The organism is Proteus terrae subsp. cibarius (assembly GCF_011045835.1).
Lineage (GTDB): Bacteria > Pseudomonadota > Gammaproteobacteria > Enterobacterales > Enterobacteriaceae > Proteus > Proteus cibarius.
The window spans coordinates 1,337,169-1,357,311 of sequence record NZ_CP047349.1 but is presented as its reverse complement, the minus strand read 5'-3'; the positions used below and the strand labels follow the sequence as shown (position 1 = coordinate 1,357,311).

General features: G+C 36.0%; 36 protein-coding genes and 1 tRNA gene. 15 read left to right on the top strand and 22 right to left on the bottom strand.

Annotated elements, in window-relative coordinates; translation table 11 throughout:
* The first annotated feature begins 101 nt into the window (after positions 1-101).
* The gene (locus tag GTH25_RS06240) at positions 102-530 is read left to right on the top strand and encodes a hypothetical protein (RefSeq protein WP_036976683.1); all 429 of its coding nucleotides are present in this window, start codon (positions 102-104) and stop codon (positions 528-530) included.
* Positions 531-1,035: 505 nt separating this feature from the next.
* Here the strand turns inward: GTH25_RS06240 and GTH25_RS06235 are convergent.
* From GTH25_RS06235 to GTH25_RS06140, 21 genes are all read right to left on the bottom strand, one after another.
* Positions 1,036-1,497 (bottom strand): lysis protein, encoded by a 462-nt coding sequence (locus GTH25_RS06235; protein WP_164530410.1) that lies wholly within the window; start codon positions 1,495-1,497, stop codon positions 1,036-1,038.
* A 2-nt stretch (positions 1,498-1,499) separates the two neighbouring features.
* Positions 1,500-1,658 (bottom strand): hypothetical protein, encoded by a 159-nt coding sequence (locus GTH25_RS06230; protein ID WP_004244729.1) that lies wholly within the window; start codon positions 1,656-1,658, stop codon positions 1,500-1,502.
* Entirely contained in the window at positions 1,640-2,110 is a 471-nt protein-coding gene (locus tag GTH25_RS06225; protein WP_109850508.1) for a lysozyme, read from the bottom strand. The genes GTH25_RS06230 and GTH25_RS06225 overlap by 19 nt, the downstream gene beginning before the upstream one ends.
* The gene (locus GTH25_RS06220; RefSeq protein ID WP_098943665.1) at positions 2,110-2,379 is read right to left on the bottom strand and encodes a phage holin family protein; all 270 of its coding nucleotides are present in this window, start codon (positions 2,377-2,379) and stop codon (positions 2,110-2,112) included. The genes GTH25_RS06225 and GTH25_RS06220 overlap by 1 nt, the downstream gene beginning before the upstream one ends.
* Before the next feature lie 486 nt (positions 2,380-2,865).
* Positions 2,866-3,375 carry a lipocalin family protein gene (locus GTH25_RS06215; RefSeq protein WP_109850509.1) on the bottom strand — a complete coding sequence of 170 codons (510 nt, stop codon included), beginning with the start codon at positions 3,373-3,375 and terminating at the stop codon, positions 2,866-2,868.
* A gap of 24 nt (positions 3,376-3,399) precedes the next feature.
* Positions 3,400-4,395, bottom strand: coding sequence for a YbgA family protein (locus GTH25_RS06210; protein ID WP_109372766.1), 996 nt, complete (start codon positions 4,393-4,395; stop codon positions 3,400-3,402).
* 100 nt (positions 4,396-4,495) lie between these two features.
* Positions 4,496-4,903 carry a phosphate-starvation-inducible protein PsiE gene (psiE, locus tag GTH25_RS06205; RefSeq protein WP_164530409.1) on the bottom strand — a complete coding sequence of 136 codons (408 nt, stop codon included), beginning with the start codon at positions 4,901-4,903 and terminating at the stop codon, positions 4,496-4,498.
* Between the two features lie 86 nt (positions 4,904-4,989).
* Positions 4,990-5,064: transfer RNA gene (locus tag GTH25_RS06200), tRNA-OTHER, on the bottom strand.
* A gap of 339 nt (positions 5,065-5,403) precedes the next feature.
* On the bottom strand, positions 5,404-5,544 hold the full coding sequence (gene ymcF, locus GTH25_RS19400) for a cold shock small protein YmcF (RefSeq protein ID WP_419775829.1): 141 nt from the start codon (positions 5,542-5,544) through the stop codon (positions 5,404-5,406).
* Positions 5,545-5,551: 7 nt separating this feature from the next.
* Positions 5,552-5,764 (bottom strand): transcription antiterminator/RNA stability regulator CspE, encoded by a 213-nt coding sequence (gene cspE, locus GTH25_RS06195; protein WP_041701226.1) that lies wholly within the window; start codon positions 5,762-5,764, stop codon positions 5,552-5,554.
* Positions 5,765-6,344: 580 nt separating this feature from the next.
* Positions 6,345-6,803, bottom strand: a complete 459-nt coding sequence (locus GTH25_RS06190; protein WP_072062620.1) for an Hsp20 family protein — start codon at positions 6,801-6,803, stop codon at positions 6,345-6,347.
* Between the two features lie 239 nt (positions 6,804-7,042).
* The gene (locus GTH25_RS06185; protein ID WP_164530800.1) at positions 7,043-7,675 is read right to left on the bottom strand and encodes a bacteriophage antitermination protein Q; all 633 of its coding nucleotides are present in this window, start codon (positions 7,673-7,675) and stop codon (positions 7,043-7,045) included.
* Positions 7,675-8,031: a RusA family crossover junction endodeoxyribonuclease gene (locus GTH25_RS06180; RefSeq protein WP_004245983.1), complete on the bottom strand. Its 357-nt coding sequence runs from the start codon at positions 8,029-8,031 to the stop codon at positions 7,675-7,677. Before GTH25_RS06180 ends, GTH25_RS06185 begins: the two co-directional genes overlap by 1 nt.
* Positions 8,028-8,318, bottom strand: coding sequence for a DUF1364 domain-containing protein (locus GTH25_RS06175; protein WP_004245984.1), 291 nt, complete (start codon positions 8,316-8,318; stop codon positions 8,028-8,030). The genes GTH25_RS06180 and GTH25_RS06175 overlap by 4 nt, the downstream gene beginning before the upstream one ends.
* 78 nt (positions 8,319-8,396) lie before the next feature.
* On the bottom strand, positions 8,397-8,846 hold the full coding sequence (locus GTH25_RS06170; protein ID WP_036919942.1) for a YbcN family protein: 450 nt from the start codon (positions 8,844-8,846) through the stop codon (positions 8,397-8,399).
* 67 nt (positions 8,847-8,913) lie between these two features.
* Complete coding sequence (locus GTH25_RS06165) at positions 8,914-9,249, bottom strand: nucleoside triphosphate pyrophosphohydrolase family protein (protein ID WP_017628812.1); 336 nt, start codon at positions 9,247-9,249, stop codon at positions 8,914-8,916.
* 21 nt (positions 9,250-9,270) lie between these two features.
* On the bottom strand, positions 9,271-10,656 hold the full coding sequence (locus GTH25_RS06160) for a replicative DNA helicase (RefSeq protein WP_164530799.1): 1,386 nt from the start codon (positions 10,654-10,656) through the stop codon (positions 9,271-9,273).
* Positions 10,656-11,423 (bottom strand): helix-turn-helix domain-containing protein, encoded by a 768-nt coding sequence (locus GTH25_RS06155; protein WP_164530408.1) that lies wholly within the window; start codon positions 11,421-11,423, stop codon positions 10,656-10,658. Before GTH25_RS06155 ends, GTH25_RS06160 begins: the two co-directional genes overlap by 1 nt.
* A complete protein-coding gene (locus GTH25_RS06150; protein ID WP_004247479.1) occupies positions 11,420-11,593 on the bottom strand; it encodes a hypothetical protein in 174 nt (57 codons plus the stop codon). Before GTH25_RS06150 ends, GTH25_RS06155 begins: the two co-directional genes overlap by 4 nt.
* A gap of 94 nt (positions 11,594-11,687) precedes the next feature.
* Positions 11,688-12,035 carry a hypothetical protein gene (locus GTH25_RS06145; protein ID WP_004247478.1) on the bottom strand — a complete coding sequence of 116 codons (348 nt, stop codon included), beginning with the start codon at positions 12,033-12,035 and terminating at the stop codon, positions 11,688-11,690.
* A 142-nt stretch (positions 12,036-12,177) separates the two neighbouring features.
* Positions 12,178-12,363 (bottom strand): Cro/CI family transcriptional regulator, encoded by a 186-nt coding sequence (locus GTH25_RS06140; protein ID WP_161769463.1) that lies wholly within the window; start codon positions 12,361-12,363, stop codon positions 12,178-12,180.
* Positions 12,364-12,466: 103 nt separating this feature from the next.
* Here GTH25_RS06140 and GTH25_RS06135 point away from each other — a divergent pair, with 103 nt between their 5' ends.
* The 4 genes from GTH25_RS06135 to GTH25_RS06120 all read left to right on the top strand — a co-directional run bounded on the left by GTH25_RS06135 (position 12,467) and on the right by GTH25_RS06120 (position 15,811).
* Positions 12,467-13,192 (top strand): LexA family transcriptional regulator, encoded by a 726-nt coding sequence (locus tag GTH25_RS06135; protein WP_164530407.1) that lies wholly within the window; start codon positions 12,467-12,469, stop codon positions 13,190-13,192.
* A 49-nt stretch (positions 13,193-13,241) separates the two neighbouring features.
* Positions 13,242-14,867 carry an SIR2 family protein gene (locus tag GTH25_RS06130; RefSeq protein ID WP_164530406.1) on the top strand — a complete coding sequence of 542 codons (1,626 nt, stop codon included), beginning with the start codon at positions 13,242-13,244 and terminating at the stop codon, positions 14,865-14,867.
* A gap of 447 nt (positions 14,868-15,314) precedes the next feature.
* The gene (locus GTH25_RS06125) at positions 15,315-15,635 is read left to right on the top strand and encodes a transcriptional antitermination N peptide (protein WP_164530405.1); all 321 of its coding nucleotides are present in this window, start codon (positions 15,315-15,317) and stop codon (positions 15,633-15,635) included.
* Positions 15,636-15,649: 14 nt separating this feature from the next.
* Positions 15,650-15,811 (top strand): hypothetical protein, encoded by a 162-nt coding sequence (locus GTH25_RS06120; RefSeq protein ID WP_164530404.1) that lies wholly within the window; start codon positions 15,650-15,652, stop codon positions 15,809-15,811.
* Here the strand turns inward: GTH25_RS06120 and GTH25_RS06115 are convergent.
* Complete coding sequence (locus GTH25_RS06115) at positions 15,796-16,083, bottom strand: DUF2622 domain-containing protein (RefSeq protein WP_164530403.1); 288 nt, start codon at positions 16,081-16,083, stop codon at positions 15,796-15,798. The genes GTH25_RS06120 and GTH25_RS06115 overlap by 16 nt on opposite strands.
* Before the next feature lie 168 nt (positions 16,084-16,251).
* Between GTH25_RS06115 and GTH25_RS06110 the strand changes: the two genes are divergently transcribed.
* The 10 genes from GTH25_RS06110 to GTH25_RS06065 all read left to right on the top strand — a co-directional run bounded on the left by GTH25_RS06110 (position 16,252) and on the right by GTH25_RS06065 (position 20,108).
* Positions 16,252-16,872, top strand: coding sequence for an Nmad5 family putative nucleotide modification protein (locus GTH25_RS06110; RefSeq protein WP_164530402.1), 621 nt, complete (start codon positions 16,252-16,254; stop codon positions 16,870-16,872).
* Between the two features lie 33 nt (positions 16,873-16,905).
* A complete protein-coding gene (locus tag GTH25_RS06105; protein ID WP_164530401.1) occupies positions 16,906-17,124 on the top strand; it encodes a hypothetical protein in 219 nt (72 codons plus the stop codon).
* 12 nt (positions 17,125-17,136) lie between these two features.
* On the top strand, positions 17,137-17,361 hold the full coding sequence (locus GTH25_RS06100; RefSeq protein ID WP_162556818.1) for a hypothetical protein: 225 nt from the start codon (positions 17,137-17,139) through the stop codon (positions 17,359-17,361).
* Between the two features lie 88 nt (positions 17,362-17,449).
* The gene (locus GTH25_RS06095; RefSeq protein ID WP_164530400.1) at positions 17,450-17,677 is read left to right on the top strand and encodes a hypothetical protein; all 228 of its coding nucleotides are present in this window, start codon (positions 17,450-17,452) and stop codon (positions 17,675-17,677) included.
* 255 nt (positions 17,678-17,932) lie between these two features.
* Positions 17,933-18,208, top strand: coding sequence for a hypothetical protein (locus tag GTH25_RS06090; RefSeq protein WP_164530399.1), 276 nt, complete (start codon positions 17,933-17,935; stop codon positions 18,206-18,208).
* The gene (locus tag GTH25_RS06085; RefSeq protein ID WP_164530398.1) at positions 18,205-18,357 is read left to right on the top strand and encodes a hypothetical protein; all 153 of its coding nucleotides are present in this window, start codon (positions 18,205-18,207) and stop codon (positions 18,355-18,357) included. Before GTH25_RS06090 ends, GTH25_RS06085 begins: the two co-directional genes overlap by 4 nt.
* Positions 18,354-18,674 carry a hypothetical protein gene (locus GTH25_RS06080; RefSeq protein ID WP_109373564.1) on the top strand — a complete coding sequence of 107 codons (321 nt, stop codon included), beginning with the start codon at positions 18,354-18,356 and terminating at the stop codon, positions 18,672-18,674. The genes GTH25_RS06085 and GTH25_RS06080 overlap by 4 nt, the downstream gene beginning before the upstream one ends.
* 1 nt (position 18,675) lies before the next feature.
* Positions 18,676-19,287, top strand: a complete 612-nt coding sequence (locus tag GTH25_RS06075; RefSeq protein ID WP_109849932.1) for an ERF family protein — start codon at positions 18,676-18,678, stop codon at positions 19,285-19,287.
* Positions 19,287-19,814 (top strand): single-stranded DNA-binding protein, encoded by a 528-nt coding sequence (gene ssb, locus GTH25_RS06070; protein WP_164530397.1) that lies wholly within the window; start codon positions 19,287-19,289, stop codon positions 19,812-19,814. Before GTH25_RS06075 ends, ssb begins: the two co-directional genes overlap by 1 nt.
* Before the next feature lie 15 nt (positions 19,815-19,829).
* Complete coding sequence (locus GTH25_RS06065; protein WP_164530396.1) at positions 19,830-20,108, top strand: hypothetical protein; 279 nt, start codon at positions 19,830-19,832, stop codon at positions 20,106-20,108.
* The last annotated feature ends 35 nt before the right edge of the window (positions 20,109-20,143 follow it).

The window sequence follows — 20,143 nt, the reverse complement described above, 5'->3', positions numbered from 1 at the left end:
CCATCTTTCTTAGTTGCTATTACGTGATATTTTTCAGTCATAGTTAGCTCTTCTTGTGATAGTCTTGTCGTAAGACGATATTGCATTGACATAGAGGGATCATGAGACAGTATCTTTTTGCTTTACTTATACCGTTCACTGTGTGCGCTAATGCAACAGATGAAACCCTGATATTTGAAATGGAGTGCTCTTGGATTAATTACTCCCAAGACGGCACCACCAAAAAAAGTGAGGATAGCCAGATATTTTCTGTTTATAAATCAAATGCAACACAAATCCTCAAGATAGCGCCAGCTAAAAAGAGTAGTCATATGCCATCTCCGACCTATGCTATGAAGGTAAAAGGAGCATACTCATCTCAATTCGGAGTACCTTATTACAAAGAATTCTATTGGATGAGCCACGATACAAGGCTTACATTACTTCGTGGAAATGACACAAAAGTAATAATTGAATCCATATCATCCCCAGGGATGCCTGTGATGGAAGCCACCTGCACCAAGCCTATATATACAGACGACAAAAAGTAACCATTCGCAACCATCATCACGTGTCACTACGTTACTTTGGTCACTTCTAGTCTATTCCTAGCAGTCAAGATAGGGATCGACCTCCTTAATGGATAAACGATTTATCTAACCTTGTCGGGGTTATTCTTTTGGAATGCTTTTATCCAATTCTTCACGGAATTTAACTGGATTCTCTGAACCTTCTACTGCCATGATATTTCTCCATTAAAAAGCCCCGCTATTGCGAGGCGATTGTTTTCTAAAAACTTACGTTGATTATTAACAGATTGGCTTACTGAATATTGGTAATCTATTGTTTTCACACATACTAGTGAAAGCCCTGTGGGAGCCCAAACTCACAGGGTTATTTTTATCTTGCGTTTTTATTTGGGTAAGAAATAAGTTAATCAGAATTATCAATCTGGTATATATACTTACTTAAGCTATACTAACTAAAATCAACCTCGCTATACTCTTACTGATTGGTGTTTAGTTAGTTTGCCCATGCACCCATGCTGGGCTTTTTTTAGTTCACACACTCCACTCTAATGTAATCCTGCAACCCTTTAATCATCTGTTCTGACTCTGCAATTCGCTCTCTGAGTAACCAATAATTTCTGATAGCGGTGTCAGTAGGTCGGGCGGTGGTTGCATAAGCCAAGCGGGTGGCGGGAGTGGTTTTGTTTTTTGGGCACTCGGCTTTGATATACACCCGCTCAGGATGATGCTCACTAATATCACGCAAGCGACTAATTTCATTCTTGGCATTCGCTAACTCCTGTATATATTGAATATCCAACTGATTTAATCGCATTATGCGTGCTTGATAATCAGTATTAATAGACCTCTGTTCTTCGAGAGCAATCTTTAGTTCTTTGTTTGTTTCTACTAATAGATTAATTCTGTTAGCTTGCCAGTTAATCACCCAATAACTACCCACAATGATGCCTAGCATCGCAATGACGGCATAGAGTTTCCCGTATTTCATGATTAGTACCGATGATGTGAGAGAGCTATCTGACAGCGCTTTTCTAAACTAACTTGGTCTTTAGTACATGAGTTATCAATCAAGAGATAAATGCCACCAGCGACTGTAATGAGTAATGCAAGGATAAAGCTGATAATGATGATTAAAGGTTTCCATGACATAGTGCTGACTCCGCTTCTCGACGACTGACAAGCCCTCGCCAAACCTTTCCACCCGCATATACCCAACGTTTTATTTCTTCACAGGCACCCGCTCTATCATCCGCATTTAATTTCTTGAGTAATGTTGAGCGAGCAAATGCTGTCATTCCTACATTAAAAGCAAAGGAATATAAAGCGGCTTTGGTGTAGTCATCGAGTGGTACTTTGATTAATGCATCGACTTTCTGTTGTGTCTTAATAAAATCGTTTTGTAATAACGCATCACATTCTTGTTGTGTATATGTCTTACCTTGAATAATGTCTTTGCCTGTATGCCCATAACAAACCGTCAAAACGCCTGCCACATCACGATAAGGTTCATAACGCACACCTTCAAAATGGGCTATCACTACTAATGCGATTGCTGTGGCTCCTGCTGTTGTTAGCGCCGCTATTTTCTGTTTGAGAGACATTAAATATCCTTTGGTGCTTTCACCATTAATTCAGCAAGTCTTTTTAACGTTTCGGTCGGGTTTTGTGGGTCAACATGACGAACAAGCTCTTCAAATAATTGAGTACGTTTTCGCTGTTCTCTTCGAGTCATAAAATAAGTGGCTAAACCTAGAACCATGCTGAACGCCATCCCGATAACAAATCCCCATTCATATAAAGAGAGACTGGCAAAAAAGGCCGTTAGGCCTGCTGTTCCATAGGTTACATTGGTTAATTTATCCATACACATATACACCCCTACGGAGTGCCCATTAATGATTAATATAAAGAGAAATTATTAAGAGATTTTCGAGATGATTTATAAAAATATAGTAATTCTTATTTATTACTGTACATATTTATAAATTTATTCATAAAATAATAAATAATATTTATGAAACGGAGTAATCAAGTGCGATATATTATTTTATTTCTTATTTCTTTATTTTTTATAATTACTTTCATTTTAATAACTAATAATGATAAAAATCAGTCAGTTAAACAAACAACTCAAATCGAGAACGATATAAATAAAAAATCAGAAAAGTGCACATTTTATTCACCAATAAAAACAAAACGACTAGCCTGGATAACACTAACTCATAAATCCCCATGCTCTTAGGTGTAAATAATCATTACCAGTGTTATTATAATGGATAATATGAATAGGCATTTTCAAATTATAATTAAATACCATCAAATTAGATAGTATTTAAATTCAGCTATATACCTTTTGTTAAAATATTATGATCCTGTTACTATCAAATCCATATGATGTTGCAAAATGAATATATTCATTCAACAAATTTGATGGCATGGTCGGTGTACGTGATAATATCCATAAATAATCTTTATCTGGTCCTACAACCAAAGAATATTGATAATTCTTATCCAATTTGATGATATTATATCCACCATAGAATGGACCAAAAAATGATACTTTTAATGCACCTTTATTAGATAAATCAACAAAATAAGCCTTACCGATACTTTCTTTCCAGCGATGTTTATTTTGACTCCAACCTCGATTAATAACCTTAACACCACCATCATCTCGTAATGAATAATTTGCGGTAACTTTCGTTAAGCCTTTTTCAAAACGATTATCTATTCTAGCGACCTCATACCACTGCCCAAGATAACGTGATAGATCAAAATTATTAACAGGCTTAATGTCACTCGGAGGAATAACATTGCATCCAGTAAGAATAAATGAACTTAAAAAAGTGACAAAAGAACGTATCATATTTTCCTCCTATCAATAAGTTTATTATAATCCATAACGTAATCTTAAGGATTGAGGATAAGGATGAAAATATCTCTGTTTACTCAAATAATTATCAGGATGCTCTGATAGATAATGATTAATTAATGTTAAAGGTGCTAATAAAGGCTGTATTCCTTGACGGTATTCTAAAATCAATTGACTTAATGCTTGTCGCTGATTTGATGTTAAATAGCGCTTAAAATACCCCTGCACATGCATAAGAACATTGGTATGATTACGTCGTGTTGCTTGGTGCTGTAATAATGTCATAAATCTATTTCGATATTCATCAAAAAAAGCTTCCAATGAATGCCATTCTTTATTATTAGCAACAAAGCGACCTAACTCTCTATAAAGAGGTTGTGAATGAGCCAATAAGAGCAGTTTATATCTTGTATGGAAATCGATTAAAGACTGACGAGTAAATGCGTTCATTCTCAATTCATTCAACTCATCCAGTGCAAATACACGTATAACAAAATTTTCTCTTATATGAGGATCATTCAATCGTCCATCTTCCTCTATTGGTAACCAAGGCATCATTTTTTTCAGATTTTCTGTAAAAATACCCGTCCCAGCCTTCCTATTACCATTACCAATAGGATCATATACACGAACACGCTCTAATCCACAACTTGGTGATTTTGCACAAACAATATACCCACTAAACTGATTAAATTTCTCTAAATACTCAACAGAATACCGATTCATCTTTTCAGTTAAATCACCTTCACTCCCGTTACTAAATTTTAATGCAATTTCTCCTGAATTTGATTTAACTAATCTTAGTGCGGGCCTTGGTGTAGGTAAACCAATAGCCATCTCAGGACAAGCCGATTGATATTCAAAATAATCAGATAGTTCATCTACGGCAAGATGAAAGCGCTTATGACCACCATCAAACCTAACATTATTCCCTAATAAACAAGTGCTAATCCCTACAATAATTTTTTTACCAACAAAATTATTTTTGTGAATATCTGTAACAGAGTTAAACATTCTTACTACCTCATATGAAACATTCATATAATCTGATTATAGTAGATCATAACTGTATTCATATTAGTAAGATTATGCTTTTTTTACTACTTTTATAATTTTAATTAGGTTTCAATCTTTCAGCACTAGAAATATATAATGCAATAACAAGTAGCAGTATCGTTCCTGAGTAAACAATAAGTAACTGAGGATTTTTATGTTCAACAACAATTAACCTAATTACCGCAGTTATTGCAATATAAATAAAATATTGCAATGGGAAGTGATAATTCGACTGAAAATATTTAATAATTAATGCAATAAATTCAAAACAAAGAAAGTAAATGATAAGTCCATCAACTAATAAATAAATTGAAACTGGATCACTAACTGTAAACAATAAATTAGCAAGGATAATAGTTTCTTTAACTAAAAAAATTATTAAAATAATTGCAAGCAATATCAGGCCAACACTACTAATCCATTGTAAAACTCGACTAATTACTTTTGTTTGATTTAGTCCTGTCATAATAACTCCTAAGAGTTTATGCTCCTAATATCAAGTTTTCTATAGATTAAAATAAAAAATAGATGAGAAGCTTTATATTTAATTAGGCCGCCATCAAGGTATCGAACCTCGACTTTTAGTTTAAATAAAACTAAATACTCTCCCAGTTAAGCTAATGGCGGAATGAATTTACCTGAACCAACGAACTATCACAAATGCAACTAAGAGCAATAAAGCAATGATAATTACATTCCGTAAAAAAGCGGGGATTCGGTGTAATAGCGCAGACCAATTCATAGGCATCTCCTTAGGAAATTATTCCTTTAGATACCGCATCTATTTTCGATAAAAACTTGCAAATGCAAGGTTTGCTGTTGATAGCAATGAGGTATGTTTACTTTCCTAAGTTTACCACACACTAATGAATATGTACGTTTTAAAATATAAAGGGATCATCTTTAAATTTAAGCAACAAAAAAACCCCGCCAAAGCGAGGTTCTATATATTCAACTATTTAACGCTTAACTCATTTGAGCAGCCATTACAGTCTTACAAAAAATACATTTTGCGCCGTGTGGATTGTTCACTGTAACATCAAATTGTGATGTTCTATATTGTGAACCGCTACAACAAGGGCATTTAAAATAGAGGCGAATAGTAATAGCGCCTTTAGAGAGCCACCACGTTGCCTGCTGCTGGGCCTTTCATACCATTTTCAATGGTAAATGAAACTTCTTGGCCTTCCATCAGAGATTTGAAGTCATCACTCTGAATTGCAGAGTAATGTACAAATACATCTTTACTTCCATCTTTAGGAGTGATGAAACCAAAACCTTTATCATCGTTAAACCATTTTACTGAACCAGTCATTGTATTAGACATAGAATTTCCTTTAATTTATTTAATTTGCCATAAGGCATATGAGGGTTTGTTTTTTATTTTTACTTATGGGAATTAATTAGAAGGAATTCGCAATGAAGTGGTATCGAGGATAACGCTAAACGGTGAACAACTTTAAACTGACTAACATAAATAGGCCTGTACTTCCAAACCAGTGACGTTATTAAGCCATATAAAAATTCAGATAGCAAACTTTATTTTTGCAATAAAAGCACTTGTGTGTGCTATCAAGAATGAAACCCTATTAAAAGGTGCCGACTCACAGCTCTTGTGTGAACGGTATAAGTGGGTATTGATTCTGTGGTCGGCATAGACGGAAAGGCTACAAAGTAACCTTATTTAATTTAGGGTTGAATATCTTAGTGAGAATAATTATCATTACATTCGTATCAAATTGACAGGTTTGATACGAATTAGTACGACATGACTTACATTGCTTCTTGCGTTTATTTTATATGCCGATATGACTCCTAGCGTATCGGCATTTTTTTATTGTGTATTGAAAACAATTAAGGCTACACATCATGCGTAGCCTTAATCTTATTCACGTTATCTAACTCAATTAACTTTTATCTTTATTTTCTATCGCTATTGTTTGTCGTTTTTCTTCTTCAGGTAATTCATACTCAATAGCAATGGTCAGAAGTCCACTTGATAAATCGGCTTTTTCTATTTTAACATTTTTACCGAGGTCAAATTGCAACGTAAATTGCCCTTGAGATATGCCTCGGTGGATCCATTTATCATTGTCTTCTTCTGATTTTTCTTCTTTTTTCCCCTCAATCAATAAACGACTTCCTTTCAATGAAACCGATAAGTCATTTTCTTGATATCCAGGCACACTCACTGTCAGTTCATAGTGGTTATCATCAATCTGTTTCAGGTTATAGGTCTGAATTGGTGATGCAATGGGCTTACTGCCTGTTAACTGACTAAACAGGCGATCTATCTGATCAAAACGATTTGAAAGTAGGTTGTCAGATAATGTTGGGAATAATGAAAAAGGTTTAATGTTAGGCATATAACTCCTCCTTCAGTATTTAGTGAATTATGGGCGGTATCTTATTTGCCCAAAATATAAATATGAACGAGCAAGCATTTTTCAAGCCCTAAATCCTAAATTTTTTATCTTTGACCTACATGGGATTGTAGATAACAAAAAACCCCGCCGAAGCGGGGTTTGAAATACTTACATTTATACTATTATATAAATATTGCATTTAATTTATAGAAAAAAACGGAGTTTTGCAACTTTTTTAATCAGCTTAAAGCGCTAATTTTGAATAGCGAATCTCTATCTAATTGATAGCAACAATCTAATAAACAAATCCAATACAGTTTATAGCTCTTTCGCCAAGCATCAGCACTGACGCCCAACAATTCAGCGAGCTTAACATCCGTATATTTTTTTGCTGTTTGATTAATTTCTGCTTTTACCGCCTGAATGGCTAGTAAGGTAAGAGATTGAAGTCGTTGCTTAACTTTTTTCGTTATCCTTTTTTTACTATTTAATCGCTGAAACTCATGCCAAATATAGGGAATAATGAGTATTTGCTCACGATAATATTGATAATCACCATAGCAATAGAGTAACCATAAGCGCATTTCGTTAGGCAATTGATGAATACCTCTGCGCCATGATGAAGTGCGATAAGTAACTTCATTAATTAATGGTTTTGATTTTCCTTTGGCATGTTTTTGCTTAATTTTGAGTGGATGTGAGGGGAGTCTGTATCGAGGCTTTCTTTCACCCGCATAGCGTATTGGGTTTCTTTTAAACCTATCGGTTACAAGTATTGCTTGTTCCTCCATGGCACTTAACGGCCCATTTTCTATAATACAAACATTCATCAACGCTGTACTTACTCGCTCGCGTATCCACTCAATATTCACTATCGCACCTCTTGGATAATTATCTGCCCCCTTTTTCCCCACACTTTTGTTACCCGCCCATCCCATACACGTGAATCATCGTCAAAAATAGCATCAAGTAATGCTTTTTCGAGATTATCTTTATCCGGTTTTTGTTGATGGGGTTTACCGTTCATTTCGGAGCGTTTAGTTTTACTCCAACTCTTCGGCATGGGTAGAATGAATGTAATGTGGTAATGTGATTCAGGTAGGGTGATTTTGTTTAACTTTACTTCGTCCTTAAACGCAAAATACTTTAAAACTGGGGGACGTTTTTTCCATTTATCAGCCTGAGTCATCCTTGGTTTAGGTACTGGTTCGATATTAAAGACCTTCACACGTTCAACTTCCCTTCTTGGATCAATATGGCTTGCGTTCTCAAAACACCTTCTAGGTGACATTGTTTTGCATACTCCATATCCGTAAATCGTGTTCGTCTATCAACTTCATCGTGACATGCACTACAAGCCCAAGCGCCAAATAAGTCATGCGATTTTATTCCGACGCCACAAAGACCTGACATTCTGTAATGGGCTAAAACAACCGTTTCAGAGTTACCATTACAAACTGAAGGTATTCTAATCTGACATTCACGCCCTTTTGCCTCATTGCGTAAATTCATCATGAGCCTCCTGATTACTATTTTTTATCACTCTAAAATAAAAACGATCATGTTATTAACTGAAATAATCATCACTATTTCCTATTCTTCTTGCTTTCTTTTCAAACTCATATATTCAGAGTTACGAGGAATGATGATCGGAATTCCCTTCTCAATGCACCATTGTTCATGTTTCTCCATCATGTAAAGCATCCTTGCTTTATCCATCTTGCTGGTTTTTTCACGCTCACCGTTTTCATTGCGTCCTAGCCAATGTCCAACGAAATATTCATGAGTTTCCTCATTAGTGATGGGCTTTGATAAAACAACTTCACCGACACCATTTTTAATATCGATAACAACGCCACGTGCACGTAACCACTCGCCTGTGGTTTCCATCCACATACGCCATGTTTTATTCATGGGTATGGTTCTTAAATCACGCCACTCGGTGATTTTGATGCGATAGCGTTTACCTGTTGTCACGATTTCGGAGAGCACTTTGAAAATACTGTTGAGATTGGATTTATGGAGACAGATATCATCTGTCACTAAACAACCTCTCCATCATTATTTTTTAAATATACAAACACCTAGTTTCATCTCGGAAATTGCTAAATTAAAATCGTTTACCTCCTTTTTTAACTCTATTTTCTCGCTGATGATCTACTCGATGTTTGTTGTATTCGAGTTTCTCTGTAATAGCGCTTTCGATGTCGTAACCGAACTCTTCCGCATAATCCAAAATACGAATAACAGCATCAGCAAGTTCAACTTCTGCCATTTTTCTATGTGGTAAATGGTAATCCATTAGATCTTTACGCTCTCCCTCCATTGCTTCACTAATTTCAGAATGGATCAAGCAAAGTAAGGTTCCTTTTTCCCTTGGGATATCCCACCATCCAGCCTCAATGTTTTGTTGATGAATTTTTTTCTGTAGTTGTTTTATTGTCATATCTAAAATCCCTCTATCGAATTAAAACGATTTTTCACAATATTTTTTGGGTTCTCGTTTCGGTTGAGCGCGATAAGCAGCCATATATTGATCAACCGGTGTAATACTCAATCCTTGTTGATCAACATACACGGTGCCTGTTTTACCGTGTCGATTGAGCCTTAAAATCATCTCGGTCAGCGTTTCATCCGCATTATCGTGGTACACCGCATCACGATAAATGCCTAACCAATAATCACAATCTTGCTCGATTTGTCCTGTGTCTCTTGAATCACTTGGTACGGGACGTTTGTCAGCCCTGTTTTCTAATCCCCGATTCAGTTGTACAAGCAACACAACCACCGTATTGAGCTCTTTTGCCAATATTTTTAGCCCCTTAGTGATTTCACCATAGGCAATATCATTACGGTCAGCTTTTCCCGCTTGCATCAGAGTGAGGTAATCGACACCAATAAACCCAATATCACCGACTTTGCGTTTGATTTTCCGACTTTCAGAACGAATGTGTTGTAAGGACATGCCAGGTGTATCATCCACCCAAATATTGGGCTCATCTTTAAGGCGACCGATGGCACTGCAAAGCCTATCCCATTCATGCTCCTCTAACTTTTGGTAAAATTTATCTGAATTAATCTGGGTTTGTTGGGCTAGTGTCCGCTCAACAAGCTGTTTATCCGTCATTTCCATGCTGAACAGCAATACAGGCTTACCTTGTTGTGAGACATTTTTTGCCATTTCAGTGAGAACGGTTGTTTTCCCCATCTTAGGGCGAGCACCAATCACGAACAGTGAACCGATAACAATCTGTTTCGGGCTTAATAGGCGGTCAAAATCTTTAAATCCCGTTTTTAATCCTCGATGTTTCTCTGGGTTATCTTGTCGGTCACAAATGTCGGTAAAAACATCATCCAACACATCATCAATTCGGCGCAACCCTGTTTTTTTTCCCATTTTTCCAAACGAAGTGGCTTCATCAAGCAAGCGTTGTGCTTGTTCAATTTTATCCGTAAAACTTAACTCACTTGGCACCATCATGAGTTTTTGAATTTCAACCGTCTTTTCGATAACAAAACGCTGTGCGGAACACTCTCGGATTTTTTTCGCATAAGCCATAATGTTAGCAACACTCGGTGTTTCTCTTGCCATCTCAGCAAGATAGGCAAAACCACCTGATTGATTAATTCGCCCTTTTGACTCCAGATAATCCGTCACCGTCATGATGTCTATTGGCATACGTTGGGTATACATTTCTCGCAGAGTGAGATAGATAATTTGATGGTGTCGGGTATAAAAATCTTCAGGTTTTAGCAGTGAAAAAATTGATTGCGCATTATCACTTTGCGGGTCGAGCAGGAGTCCTCCAATAACATTTTGTTCCGCCATTAAATTATTCGGAACTTGGTTCATCACAGTGCTCCCTCCCTTGTTTTGAGTACCGTTTCTGGTCTGAGTAAATAATCAAAATTCGCTCGCCAACCCCGATTATTTTCTCCAAAGTACCAAGCACTCGCTGTTTCCATAAAATAATCAAAATAATTTTTAGCTGATTCGACTGTGGGCTCTTTGAGCTCTTTCAGGAATTTGGATATTGCTCGTTTGCGTTTGTCATTCAGTGATTCGGCATTGGGTAATCTATCCCCTGCCGATTCGTTGAAGGCTTGCATAATTTCCTGATAAGGAATGTTAGTTTGTCGATTAACCGAAATCTGCTTTGCAGGTTTCGAGTCGTCAGACGATAGTTTTTTAAGATTAATTGACTGGTTAAAAGACTGACTGGTTCTGGGTAAAAATTTTTGACTACCCCCTAGTCCAACCGTTTGACTACCGTGGTCAAATTCTTTGACTACCTCTGGTACAGAATTTTGACTAGGTGGTACTGTATTTTGACTACCGTCATCAAGAGATTTAGCCTCCAAATCCAGAATATATAAATTGGAAGTATGCCCCTTATCTGTTTTTCGCGTAACTTTACGAACAAACCCTTTTTTACATAAACTTTTAATGTGGTTTATCGCACTTTGACGGCTAATTTCGCAATGACGTGCAATAGTTTCATAAGAAGGAAAACACTCGCCTTTATCATTGGCATTATCAGCAAGTTTCAGTAGCACCATTTTTTGTGCTGTACTCCCTACCTGTAATTGCATGGCTTTTGCCATTAGAAGCATACTCATTTTCGCTCTCCTAATAACTTATCCCGATGTGCTTTCCTTAATTTTGCGTCTTTCAATGCTTCCTTTAAACGCTGACAACCCAGTGGGGTTATTTCTTGTAATAACCTATTTTCCATGATGTTTTTATGCTCATCACAGCCATTAAATTCATGATTTATTCTTTGTCTCATGGTATAATTTCTCCATTCCAAAGCTGTATCAAAAAAGGGAAACCGAAATTTCCCTTGTGATAAAAACTGGATATTGATACAGTATATTTGTACGTTAAATGGTGAATTCCATTGAACAACACGCCTCGTTTGTTGCCGCAATCGAGGCGTTTTCTTTTATTTTCATTTGAGAAAGTTCACCCATTTGTTTCCACAAAAATCGGTACTCTTCTTCTGAGATTTTTCGTTCTCCTTCCATCACAAAATCAATAATTCCCGATGCGACAAGTGTTTCGCATATTTCAGGATATTTTTCAGTTCGACGTAGGATTGTTGAATCATGAACACCTAACGTTCTAGCCACGGCAGACTGAGTTTTATTTCTCAATGCTTGCAATGCTGAAGCTATTAGGTGATTAGAGATAAATTGATTGAATTGTTTGCGTGTATTTGCGCATTCCATTGTTTAAAGTCCTTATGAGTTAACTAAGGGACAATAATGATCCGTGACTCATTCCGTATGAGTTGATATTGGGGAAGAGTTGTCGCTTTATCAGCGACTCCGTAGCAGTCAAAAACTGCGATTGTTAAAGAGCGGGTAGTGTTTACTTTTTAGTTCTTGGGAATGGTTTTATTTCGATTGCTTTAATACCATTCTCTGTGTGCGATAAAATAATGTTTCTTCCATCTCTTAACGCTTTACTTATCGCGCCTTGAGTAACCCCTATCGCTTTGGCCGTCTTATCTTGACCATACTCTTTTACATAATCTCTTAGAGCTAATTCGTTCATATTCTTCTCCTTTGAATGAATCAATCAATTATTATGTTCGGTAATAAAAAAGTCAATACTTGCGGTATTTTCAAAATATAACTATTGGTAATAAAATATCGACATGAGCAAAAAAAAACCATTATCAGAAGAGCAGTTAGCTGACGCTAGCAGGCTAAAATCAATTTATTCCGCTAAGCGTAAAGAGCTAGGAATAAACCAAGAGGACATAGCTGAAAAGCTAGGTGTCAATCAAAGTGCTGTAAGCCATTATCTAAATGGGATAAATCCACTAAATCCTAAAGCAGTGGCTACATTTGCAAAAATACTACAAGTATCAGTAAATGAAATAAGCCCATCCATATCAAAACAAATAATGTCATTAGCCAAATCAATGGATGATGATATTGAATATATTGGTGAAATGCCTTCAGGATTGGTACAAGTACGCGGTGAGGCTTTTTTAGGCGTCGATGGTGCTGTTGATATGATTGAAGCCCATAGTGGATGGTTAAAAATATACAGCGATGATGTGGATGCATACGGGCTTAAAGTTAAAGGCGATAGTATGTGGCCTCGCATTCAGTCAGGTGAATATGTTGTTGTTGAACCTAACACCACCGTAAAAACAGGTGATGAAGTGTTTGTGCGCACTATTGATGGACATAACATGATCAAAATATTTAATAAAACTAGAGATGGTGACTATCAATTCACCAGCATCAACAACTCACATAAACCAATAACGCTATCACCAACTCAAGTGGATACAATTCATTATGTCGCAGCTATAGTTAAACCTATCAAGTTTATCGATATCTGTGAAAAAACAGGCAGAGCATTGTTTTAATGATCTGACGAAACATCTTAGGGCGGATAAATAAATTAAGGAGTATTTTATGCCAGAACCTATATTTAACTTTAAAAACTATCCTATTGTTTTCATTGGCTCTGGCATATCAAAACGGTACCTTGATAATTTTCCTAAATGGGATGGGTTATTAGAGGAATATTGGAATAAGGTAACTGATAATTCAGATAATTTTTATAATTATTTAAATAAATTAAAAAAAGAGTATCAGGATAAATTCCCCAACGAGACTGATTTAAATCACAAAATATACACTGAAGCGGCATCTTTTATTGAAGAAAAGTTTAATGATTTATTTAATGATGGAGTAATAACGCTTGAGGGTTTGACAGCAAAAAGAGTATTTAGCGAAAAGATATCGCCTTTTAAATATTCTTTATGTCAAAGATTTTCATCCTTAAATTTAAGAGATGATATAGATAAAGAAGAATTCGAATCATTTAAAAAATTCCTAAAAAAAGCAAAAATGATTATTACAACAAACTATGACCCTTTCATTGAATTTTTACTTGAAGAACAGTCTGTTATACCCAAAATATACATTGGTAATGAAGGTTTTTTTGATGACACGGTAGGATGGAGTGAATTATATAAAATACATGGTGATGTAAATAACCCTCATTCAATCATTATAACAAAACAAGACTACGACCTTTATGATAGTAAATCTATATTGATAAGCGCTAAGATTTTATCCAATATGATTAAAAATCCTATAATGTTTATGGGTTACTCCCTTTCAGATAGAAATGTACGGAAACTATTATCCGATTTCTCATCACAATTACCAAGCGAAGACGGCAGGGTATCAGCTGAAAGGATAATTTTGATTGAATTTAAAAAGGATGAACAGGAAGTTATAAAAAAATACACCACAGATCAGCAATTAAAAATCAGTTATACATCAGTAGAAACTGACAATTATAAAAAAATATATGATGATATTTTGTTAGTTGATGAAGGACTTTCACCTTATGAGGTACTAAGATACCAAAGAGCAATAAAAAATCTTATTTTAAATGAAGGTGAAAAAGGAAATCTAGATACCATTTTAGTTACACCAGCAGATCTGGATCAACTAGAAGAAGCTGTAAAACAAGGGAAAAACCTAGTTGTTGCGCTTGGAGATAAAAAATACGTATCTACATACATAGACGAAAATCATTACGTGAACGACTACATTTTAGAGAAAAACGAAATATCGAATAAAACGGCAATCAAATATCTTCTTGATGTAAATTCTACCACTAGAGTCCCATTTTCAAGATTAATAAAATCATGCAATTTCAATAAGATTGAACTAAAATCCAAAGAAATAAGAAAATTAAATAATCGCATTATAAGACATGGCAAGCTTGATAGTGTCATAAATGCAATAAATTTAGATAAGGTAAACTCACAAAAAAAATTCTCATCAATTACCGAGATAAATTCCGAGAAATTCAATAAATTCAAAGAACTAACAGTAATAATTAAAAATATAAAAAATATCGGAAGAGATGAATTAACTCAATATATCAAAAATAAAGCAATACCTTTATTTAATGATGTCAATACAGATGACAATATAAAAACAGAGCTAAGAAAACTATTTTTATGTTTTGACCTATTACTTAATGGAGATGTATCGCAAATCATTCATAATAAAAAATGATAAAGCCCAGAAAATTCTGAGCTTTATCATTGACCCCATATGGTGGTGGGGTACTTCCCTACCAGAGCGAAGCGTGAATAAATACTACTTTTAGCCTCCAAATTTGTCAAGAGCCCTCTCTACTAGGGCTTTTGGGTGCCCTTTGCCCTTTCCAAAAGTGACTTACATCACAATCTAAAATTTTTTAGAAAAAATTTGATTTTAAAATCAATAATATTACCGCAAACATCATTTTTATTACCGCAGGTATTGACTTTAAAAATTACCGTTTGTAATATAAATACATCAACGAAACACAGCACGTTGATGTTCTTTAACAACGATGGTAGCAAGCTGTGTATTAGCTATCAGAACGGAGACGCTGATAAAGCGTCAACCTTCTCAGAAGGTTTTCGGATTGGTGTTTCAATTTTCACCAATCACTAAAGCCAACTGTTTGGAGGATTTATGGCAACTATAAAAGTGAAGAAATCACGCAAACCAGACTTTTTACGTGGTAACTCTGCAAATAGACGTCATGCCAGACGGAAAGTCGAAGCCATTGCAATTAAAGATATTGAGATGCAACTAGACTCAATATTTCAACTAGAAACTAAAAAACTAAACCGCGTTGAAAAGACACTATCACTAAGCCACATTCCTGTGACTAGAAGTATTGAACCTAAATTCAAACCATCAGTAGATAACTGTTGCTTACCTAATGTAGCAATATTTTCAGGAGTTAAAACAAAACAGCCGAGCAGTGAGTTCGGCGTGACGGCGAGATAAAGAGGAGATGCACAATGGAAGAGTTAGAAAAATTAATAAAAGAAATAGCAAAAGAAGAAGGCATCCAAATCAAAGATGCCATTAAATTAACCATTAATTTACTACGTATCAATCAAGCTAACCAACCAGACAAACATTCAGCACCCATTAATGGAAGTGGTTACTTAGAAGGATAAAGACTTGAAGCCCAATCACCAAATGCACCAATAAATATTGATGGACCTTTAAGTTTTGAGAGTGGTTTGGATATCCTTGTTATTGATTCCAGTAATTGAGATGCTGTCTGTGAGCTTACCCCAAAATAAGTACCATTTGGTAAATCATACTCTTTGCCATTTGGGTATTTGATTTTTCGGTAAAAACGTATCCCCTCCATTTTTTGGTGTAGAGATTCATAATCATCATAATCCGCATTATATAGCTCAATACGAACAATAAAATTTGCCATTTAAATCATTCCTTATATTGACTGTAGAATAACCAATATATCAATTTTCCTTGACTGTGGAAAGTTAGGAACCACCTCGCCTGAAGTGGTTAAAAGCAGGCACAGTTAACTAATTACAGTCCATTCTGTGGGCTGTGGTGAGTTGATTAATAGATAGGAGATAGAGATATGCCTCGTTTAACAAATAGCTTGAAAGAAATTATCACTCAAAATGCGTTAGAGAAATCTGGCGTTATTCAGCAACAAAAAGAATTAGACCTAGAATATAACAAGCTGGCTTTAGAGGTTCGCATTGAAGCGCTTGGTGGTGAAAGTAAAGCCAAAGACATGGATGACTTATACCGTAACGCTAAGGAAATAACAGAAAAATTACGCGAGCAAGTAGATGAGTCTATTGGTATTTGGTATGCATCGGATTATCAAATTCTCGCCTCATTTGGGGGAATGCGTCTCTGGTTAGAATATGGCAGAAAAGAAAATAATGATAGAGTTCGTCTACTCACCCCATGTAATTCTAAATGCCTATTTGCAGCCGATCATCCTCTAAGCGTTAAATTCTCAGAACTTGAAGATAAAAAACACAATATCACTAACAAGGTTATTAACGTTAAAGTTAACGTAGCTGCGGCTTTAAACACAGTAACCACCGTAAAACGCTTATTAACTATCTGGCCAGAAGCTAAAGAGCTATTACCGAAAGATCTTGAAAAAGCATCAGTTCAATTGCCCGCACTTAAAGTTGAAAAGCTAAATGAAATTATCGGGTTGCCTGCTGAAGAAGCAGCTTAAGCAGTATCGTGTTTAGTTAATAACGGAGGGAGTATGACAGATAAAAACTACGACCCACATTACGCGAGTGATGGGTCTAATACCTCGGCATCATTACGCGACAAGTTCGCAATGGCTGCTATGCAGGGTGATTTAGCTTCACAGAGCGAAGATCTTGGTTATTTTCCAAATGATTTTCCAGATGAAGGCTTAGTTAATAGAGCTAATTTCTACTACCGCATGGCAGATGCAATGTTAAAGGTTAGGAGGTGATACGTGGGAGAGATGACATTCGTAATTGAGTATGAAGATGGTAAGGAGCCGTCTGTTAATTCAGGAACGGAGATATTAGGCGGTAAATTGTTATCAGTTGGATTTAATGACTACCGAGATGAACAACTAACTCAGGATGAAGTTAGCGCCTTAAATCACGCAATTAACTTTAACGACTTGAAAGAAACCTGCGAAGACTTTGAAGTCAATTATGACGAAGTTGTAGCAAAACTCTAAAGCTCTCGCTCAACAATAACCCACCATATATTTAGATATATAAACAAAACATTTAGTAGTTAATTATATTCATTAAAAGGAAATAAAAATGATGAAACAAGAAACCAGTGTCGTTATTAATGTAAAATTAACTTTAGATCATAAAATTAAATCACCACATGTTGAAGTAAAAACACAAGTATACGCTCATGAAGAAGCACCTGAATTAGCTATATTACTAAGTAACTTCTCAGATAATTTAGTTGGAGAAAATTCAATTAAATCATCATTTAAAAAAGCTGTAATAAACACATTACTCAATAAAATAACACACTAATAAAATTCAAATCATTAAAAATAAATTAATACACCTTCACTTCGCCAACACCAGATAACCTCCTTATTGCTCATCTAGCGAGTTCACCATGAAAACTAACTATTACAGCGCTATGCGTGACGGCATGGCGGTGAGTATCTCTACACCTTTTTTACAACTTGCTCGTCAAGCTGCAAGGATAGCCGTCTCGACAAATAACAAAAATATTTGGCGATTAGCCAGTCAATTACAAATGAAAGCTTATGGGAGGAAAGTATGTCACTGACCATACGTTACACCTATGCCGATATGACGAGCAGAAACCGAAATAATGGCACGGAAATAACCTTTCAGAATCTCAACGATGTCCACATTGAAACCGAATCATTCGGAGAGCTTACCCAATATTACCAACCTGAACCCTCAGAAATCGTTGATTACATAATCAGTCAATATGATGAAAAGTCACTTGCTACGGCTATTCATCTCTCAGGACGAGGGGAAGTGGTCGCAAAGATACTCAATGAGTTGTATTTCAGGAGGGTTGCGTGACAGACCATCAACAATGGTTAGAAGAATTGCGCAGGAGGTGCAAAGAATCGCAGGAACGCGAGCTCGATGAATTTATGTATCAAACGGAAGTGTTAGGACGGCAAGGATTGTCATTGCCAATGAAGGACTTTCAGGGAGATTTTCAATGAACAATATCTCTCATTTCTGCCCAACAAAAAAATACCCTCGATTAACATCACAGTTAGAAAAAAATAGAGAAGAGGCTCTCGCTAAGGCAATTGCAATGATTGACGGTCAATTGCCGAATACAAGTGTGCCAGATAGGGAAAAACGATTAGCAATGGAATTGCTACACATGAACTTGAACACATCGAAAAATCACCCTCCTCTTCCTGAGCATATTCAAGCCCAACGAGATTCAAAAAGGACATATACGCCTAGTAATAAATTTGAAGTCGATTACTACGGAAGTGATCGCCGTCAAGGTCAATATTTAGGGGATTAATATGACAGCTGTATACAAAGCTATTAGTAATGTTGCTAGAGAAATGGCTGAAACGGGCATTAAAAAAGGAAGTGTAAATCAACAACAAGGATTTATGTTCAGAGGAATTGACGCGGTATATAACGCTCTCGCTCCTGCTCTAGTTAAGCATGGGTTGCTTATTCTTCCACGGATCATTGAACGTACCGTCACGGAAAGACAAACACAAAGAGGTGGCTTGTTATTTTATGTCGTAGTGAAAGCTGAGTTTGAATTTGTTTCTGTTGAAGATGGAAGCAAACACACGGTTGTGACTTATGGTGAAGCAATGGATAGCGGAGACAAAGCCACAAATAAAGCCATGTCTATTGCATATAAATACGCAGCTTTCCAAACATTTTGTATACCAACTGAAGAAACGGCAATCGATGCGGATGCAGAAGTCCACAATGTAGCACCGAGAACACCAGATCAAATATTGAAAGATTTTACTAATTCAGCAATGGCTATTACAGATCTCAATATTTTGAAAAAAGAATTTGGTGAAACATGGAAGTTACTCAGAAAAACGCCTGAACAATCAAAAGCAAAGGAAGTATATAACATCAGAAAATCAGAATTGGAGAAGATGTAATGGCAAGTAAAGGTGTAAACAAAGTCTTATTGATAGGACATCTAGGTCAAGATCCTGAAATGCGTTACCTCCCAAATGGCGATGCGGTCACTAATATTACATTAGCCACCAGCGATTCATGGAAAGATAAACAATCAGGTGAAACCAAGGAACGTGTTGAATGGCATAGAATTGTGATATTTGGAAAGCTCGCCGAAATTGCTGGCGAATATCTGCGTAAAGGATCACAAGTCTATATCGAAGGTCAATTACAAACACGTAAATGGCAAGATCAAAATGGACAAGATAGATACAGCACGGAAGTTGTAGTGAATATTAATGGTTCAATGCAAATGTTAGGTAACAACAATCAGGCAGGTAGGCAGAGTCCACAACAAAATCAAGGATGGGGTCAACCACAGCAACCACAGAAGCCAGCACAACATCAAGCACCACAGAGTCAACCACCAATGGATTTTCAAGAAGACGACATTCCATTCGCGCCAATTGGACTCCCCTACCCACGCCACGCTATTTATGTAATTTAACCAAAGGATATAACCATGAGTATTGACTATGTACCAAAGGTAATTATCGGAACAGATATAGATAACGTAACAATCGATGATGAAGAAATAGATGATTTGCTAGATGATGAATATACGCAACACGGCTCATATTTAAGCGGTGAATTTAGTTTTATTGGGAAGGAACTTTTTATTCATGAGCTACTTCAACCCGACTTCCAATTAAGATTTCGCACCCTGAAAGATGAAATTTCAGAAGAGCTAGGTGTAAGCCCTGATGATATACACATAAGAAATGGCTTATTAATTATGTAATTTAATTACATGGAATATTTGCAAGGATGCAAACA

Bases quoted from the DNA above. Each gene is read 5' to 3' on its own strand.
- GTH25_RS06240 (WP_036976683.1), top strand. From the start codon at position 102: ATGAGACAGTATCTTTTTGCTTTACTTATACCGTTCACTGTGTGCGCT.
- GTH25_RS06235 (WP_164530410.1), bottom strand. From the start codon at position 1,497: ATGAAATACGGGAAACTCTATGCCGTCATTGCGATGCTAGGCATCATT.
- GTH25_RS06230 (WP_004244729.1), bottom strand. From the start codon at position 1,658: ATGTCATGGAAACCTTTAATCATCATTATCAGCTTTATCCTTGCATTA.
- GTH25_RS06225 (WP_109850508.1), bottom strand. From the start codon at position 2,110: ATGTCTCTCAAACAGAAAATAGCGGCGCTAACAACAGCAGGAGCCACA.
- GTH25_RS06220 (WP_098943665.1), bottom strand. From the start codon at position 2,379: ATGTGTATGGATAAATTAACCAATGTAACCTATGGAACAGCAGGCCTA.
- GTH25_RS06215 (WP_109850509.1), bottom strand. From the start codon at position 3,375: ATGATACGTTCTTTTGTCACTTTTTTAAGTTCATTTATTCTTACTGGA.
- GTH25_RS06210 (WP_109372766.1), bottom strand. From the start codon at position 4,395: ATGTTTAACTCTGTTACAGATATTCACAAAAATAATTTTGTTGGTAAA.
- psiE (WP_164530409.1), bottom strand. From the start codon at position 4,903: ATGACAGGACTAAATCAAACAAAAGTAATTAGTCGAGTTTTACAATGG.
- cspE (WP_041701226.1), bottom strand. From the start codon at position 5,764: ATGTCTAATACAATGACTGGTTCAGTAAAATGGTTTAACGATGATAAA.
- GTH25_RS06190 (WP_072062620.1), bottom strand. From the start codon at position 6,803: ATGCCTAACATTAAACCTTTTTCATTATTCCCAACATTATCTGACAAC.
- GTH25_RS06175 (WP_004245984.1), bottom strand. From the start codon at position 8,318: ATGATGAATTTACGCAATGAGGCAAAAGGGCGTGAATGTCAGATTAGA.
- GTH25_RS06165 (WP_017628812.1), bottom strand. From the start codon at position 9,249: ATGACAATAAAACAACTACAGAAAAAAATTCATCAACAAAACATTGAG.
- GTH25_RS06160 (WP_164530799.1), bottom strand. From the start codon at position 10,656: ATGAACCAAGTTCCGAATAATTTAATGGCGGAACAAAATGTTATTGGA.
- GTH25_RS06155 (WP_164530408.1), bottom strand. From the start codon at position 11,423: ATGAGTATGCTTCTAATGGCAAAAGCCATGCAATTACAGGTAGGGAGT.
- GTH25_RS06150 (WP_004247479.1), bottom strand. From the start codon at position 11,593: ATGAGACAAAGAATAAATCATGAATTTAATGGCTGTGATGAGCATAAA.
- GTH25_RS06145 (WP_004247478.1), bottom strand. From the start codon at position 12,035: ATGGAATGCGCAAATACACGCAAACAATTCAATCAATTTATCTCTAAT.
- GTH25_RS06140 (WP_161769463.1), bottom strand. From the start codon at position 12,363: ATGAACGAATTAGCTCTAAGAGATTATGTAAAAGAGTATGGTCAAGAT.
- GTH25_RS06135 (WP_164530407.1), top strand. From the start codon at position 12,467: ATGAGCAAAAAAAAACCATTATCAGAAGAGCAGTTAGCTGACGCTAGC.
- GTH25_RS06130 (WP_164530406.1), top strand. From the start codon at position 13,242: ATGCCAGAACCTATATTTAACTTTAAAAACTATCCTATTGTTTTCATT.
- GTH25_RS06125 (WP_164530405.1), top strand. From the start codon at position 15,315: ATGGCAACTATAAAAGTGAAGAAATCACGCAAACCAGACTTTTTACGT.
- GTH25_RS06120 (WP_164530404.1), top strand. From the start codon at position 15,650: ATGGAAGAGTTAGAAAAATTAATAAAAGAAATAGCAAAAGAAGAAGGC.
- GTH25_RS06115 (WP_164530403.1), bottom strand. From the start codon at position 16,083: ATGGCAAATTTTATTGTTCGTATTGAGCTATATAATGCGGATTATGAT.
- GTH25_RS06110 (WP_164530402.1), top strand. From the start codon at position 16,252: ATGCCTCGTTTAACAAATAGCTTGAAAGAAATTATCACTCAAAATGCG.
- GTH25_RS06105 (WP_164530401.1), top strand. From the start codon at position 16,906: ATGACAGATAAAAACTACGACCCACATTACGCGAGTGATGGGTCTAAT.
- GTH25_RS06100 (WP_162556818.1), top strand. From the start codon at position 17,137: ATGACATTCGTAATTGAGTATGAAGATGGTAAGGAGCCGTCTGTTAAT.
- GTH25_RS06095 (WP_164530400.1), top strand. From the start codon at position 17,450: ATGATGAAACAAGAAACCAGTGTCGTTATTAATGTAAAATTAACTTTA.
- GTH25_RS06090 (WP_164530399.1), top strand. From the start codon at position 17,933: ATGTCACTGACCATACGTTACACCTATGCCGATATGACGAGCAGAAAC.
- GTH25_RS06080 (WP_109373564.1), top strand. From the start codon at position 18,354: ATGAACAATATCTCTCATTTCTGCCCAACAAAAAAATACCCTCGATTA.
- GTH25_RS06075 (WP_109849932.1), top strand. From the start codon at position 18,676: ATGACAGCTGTATACAAAGCTATTAGTAATGTTGCTAGAGAAATGGCT.
- ssb (WP_164530397.1), top strand. From the start codon at position 19,287: ATGGCAAGTAAAGGTGTAAACAAAGTCTTATTGATAGGACATCTAGGT.
- GTH25_RS06065 (WP_164530396.1), top strand. From the start codon at position 19,830: ATGAGTATTGACTATGTACCAAAGGTAATTATCGGAACAGATATAGAT.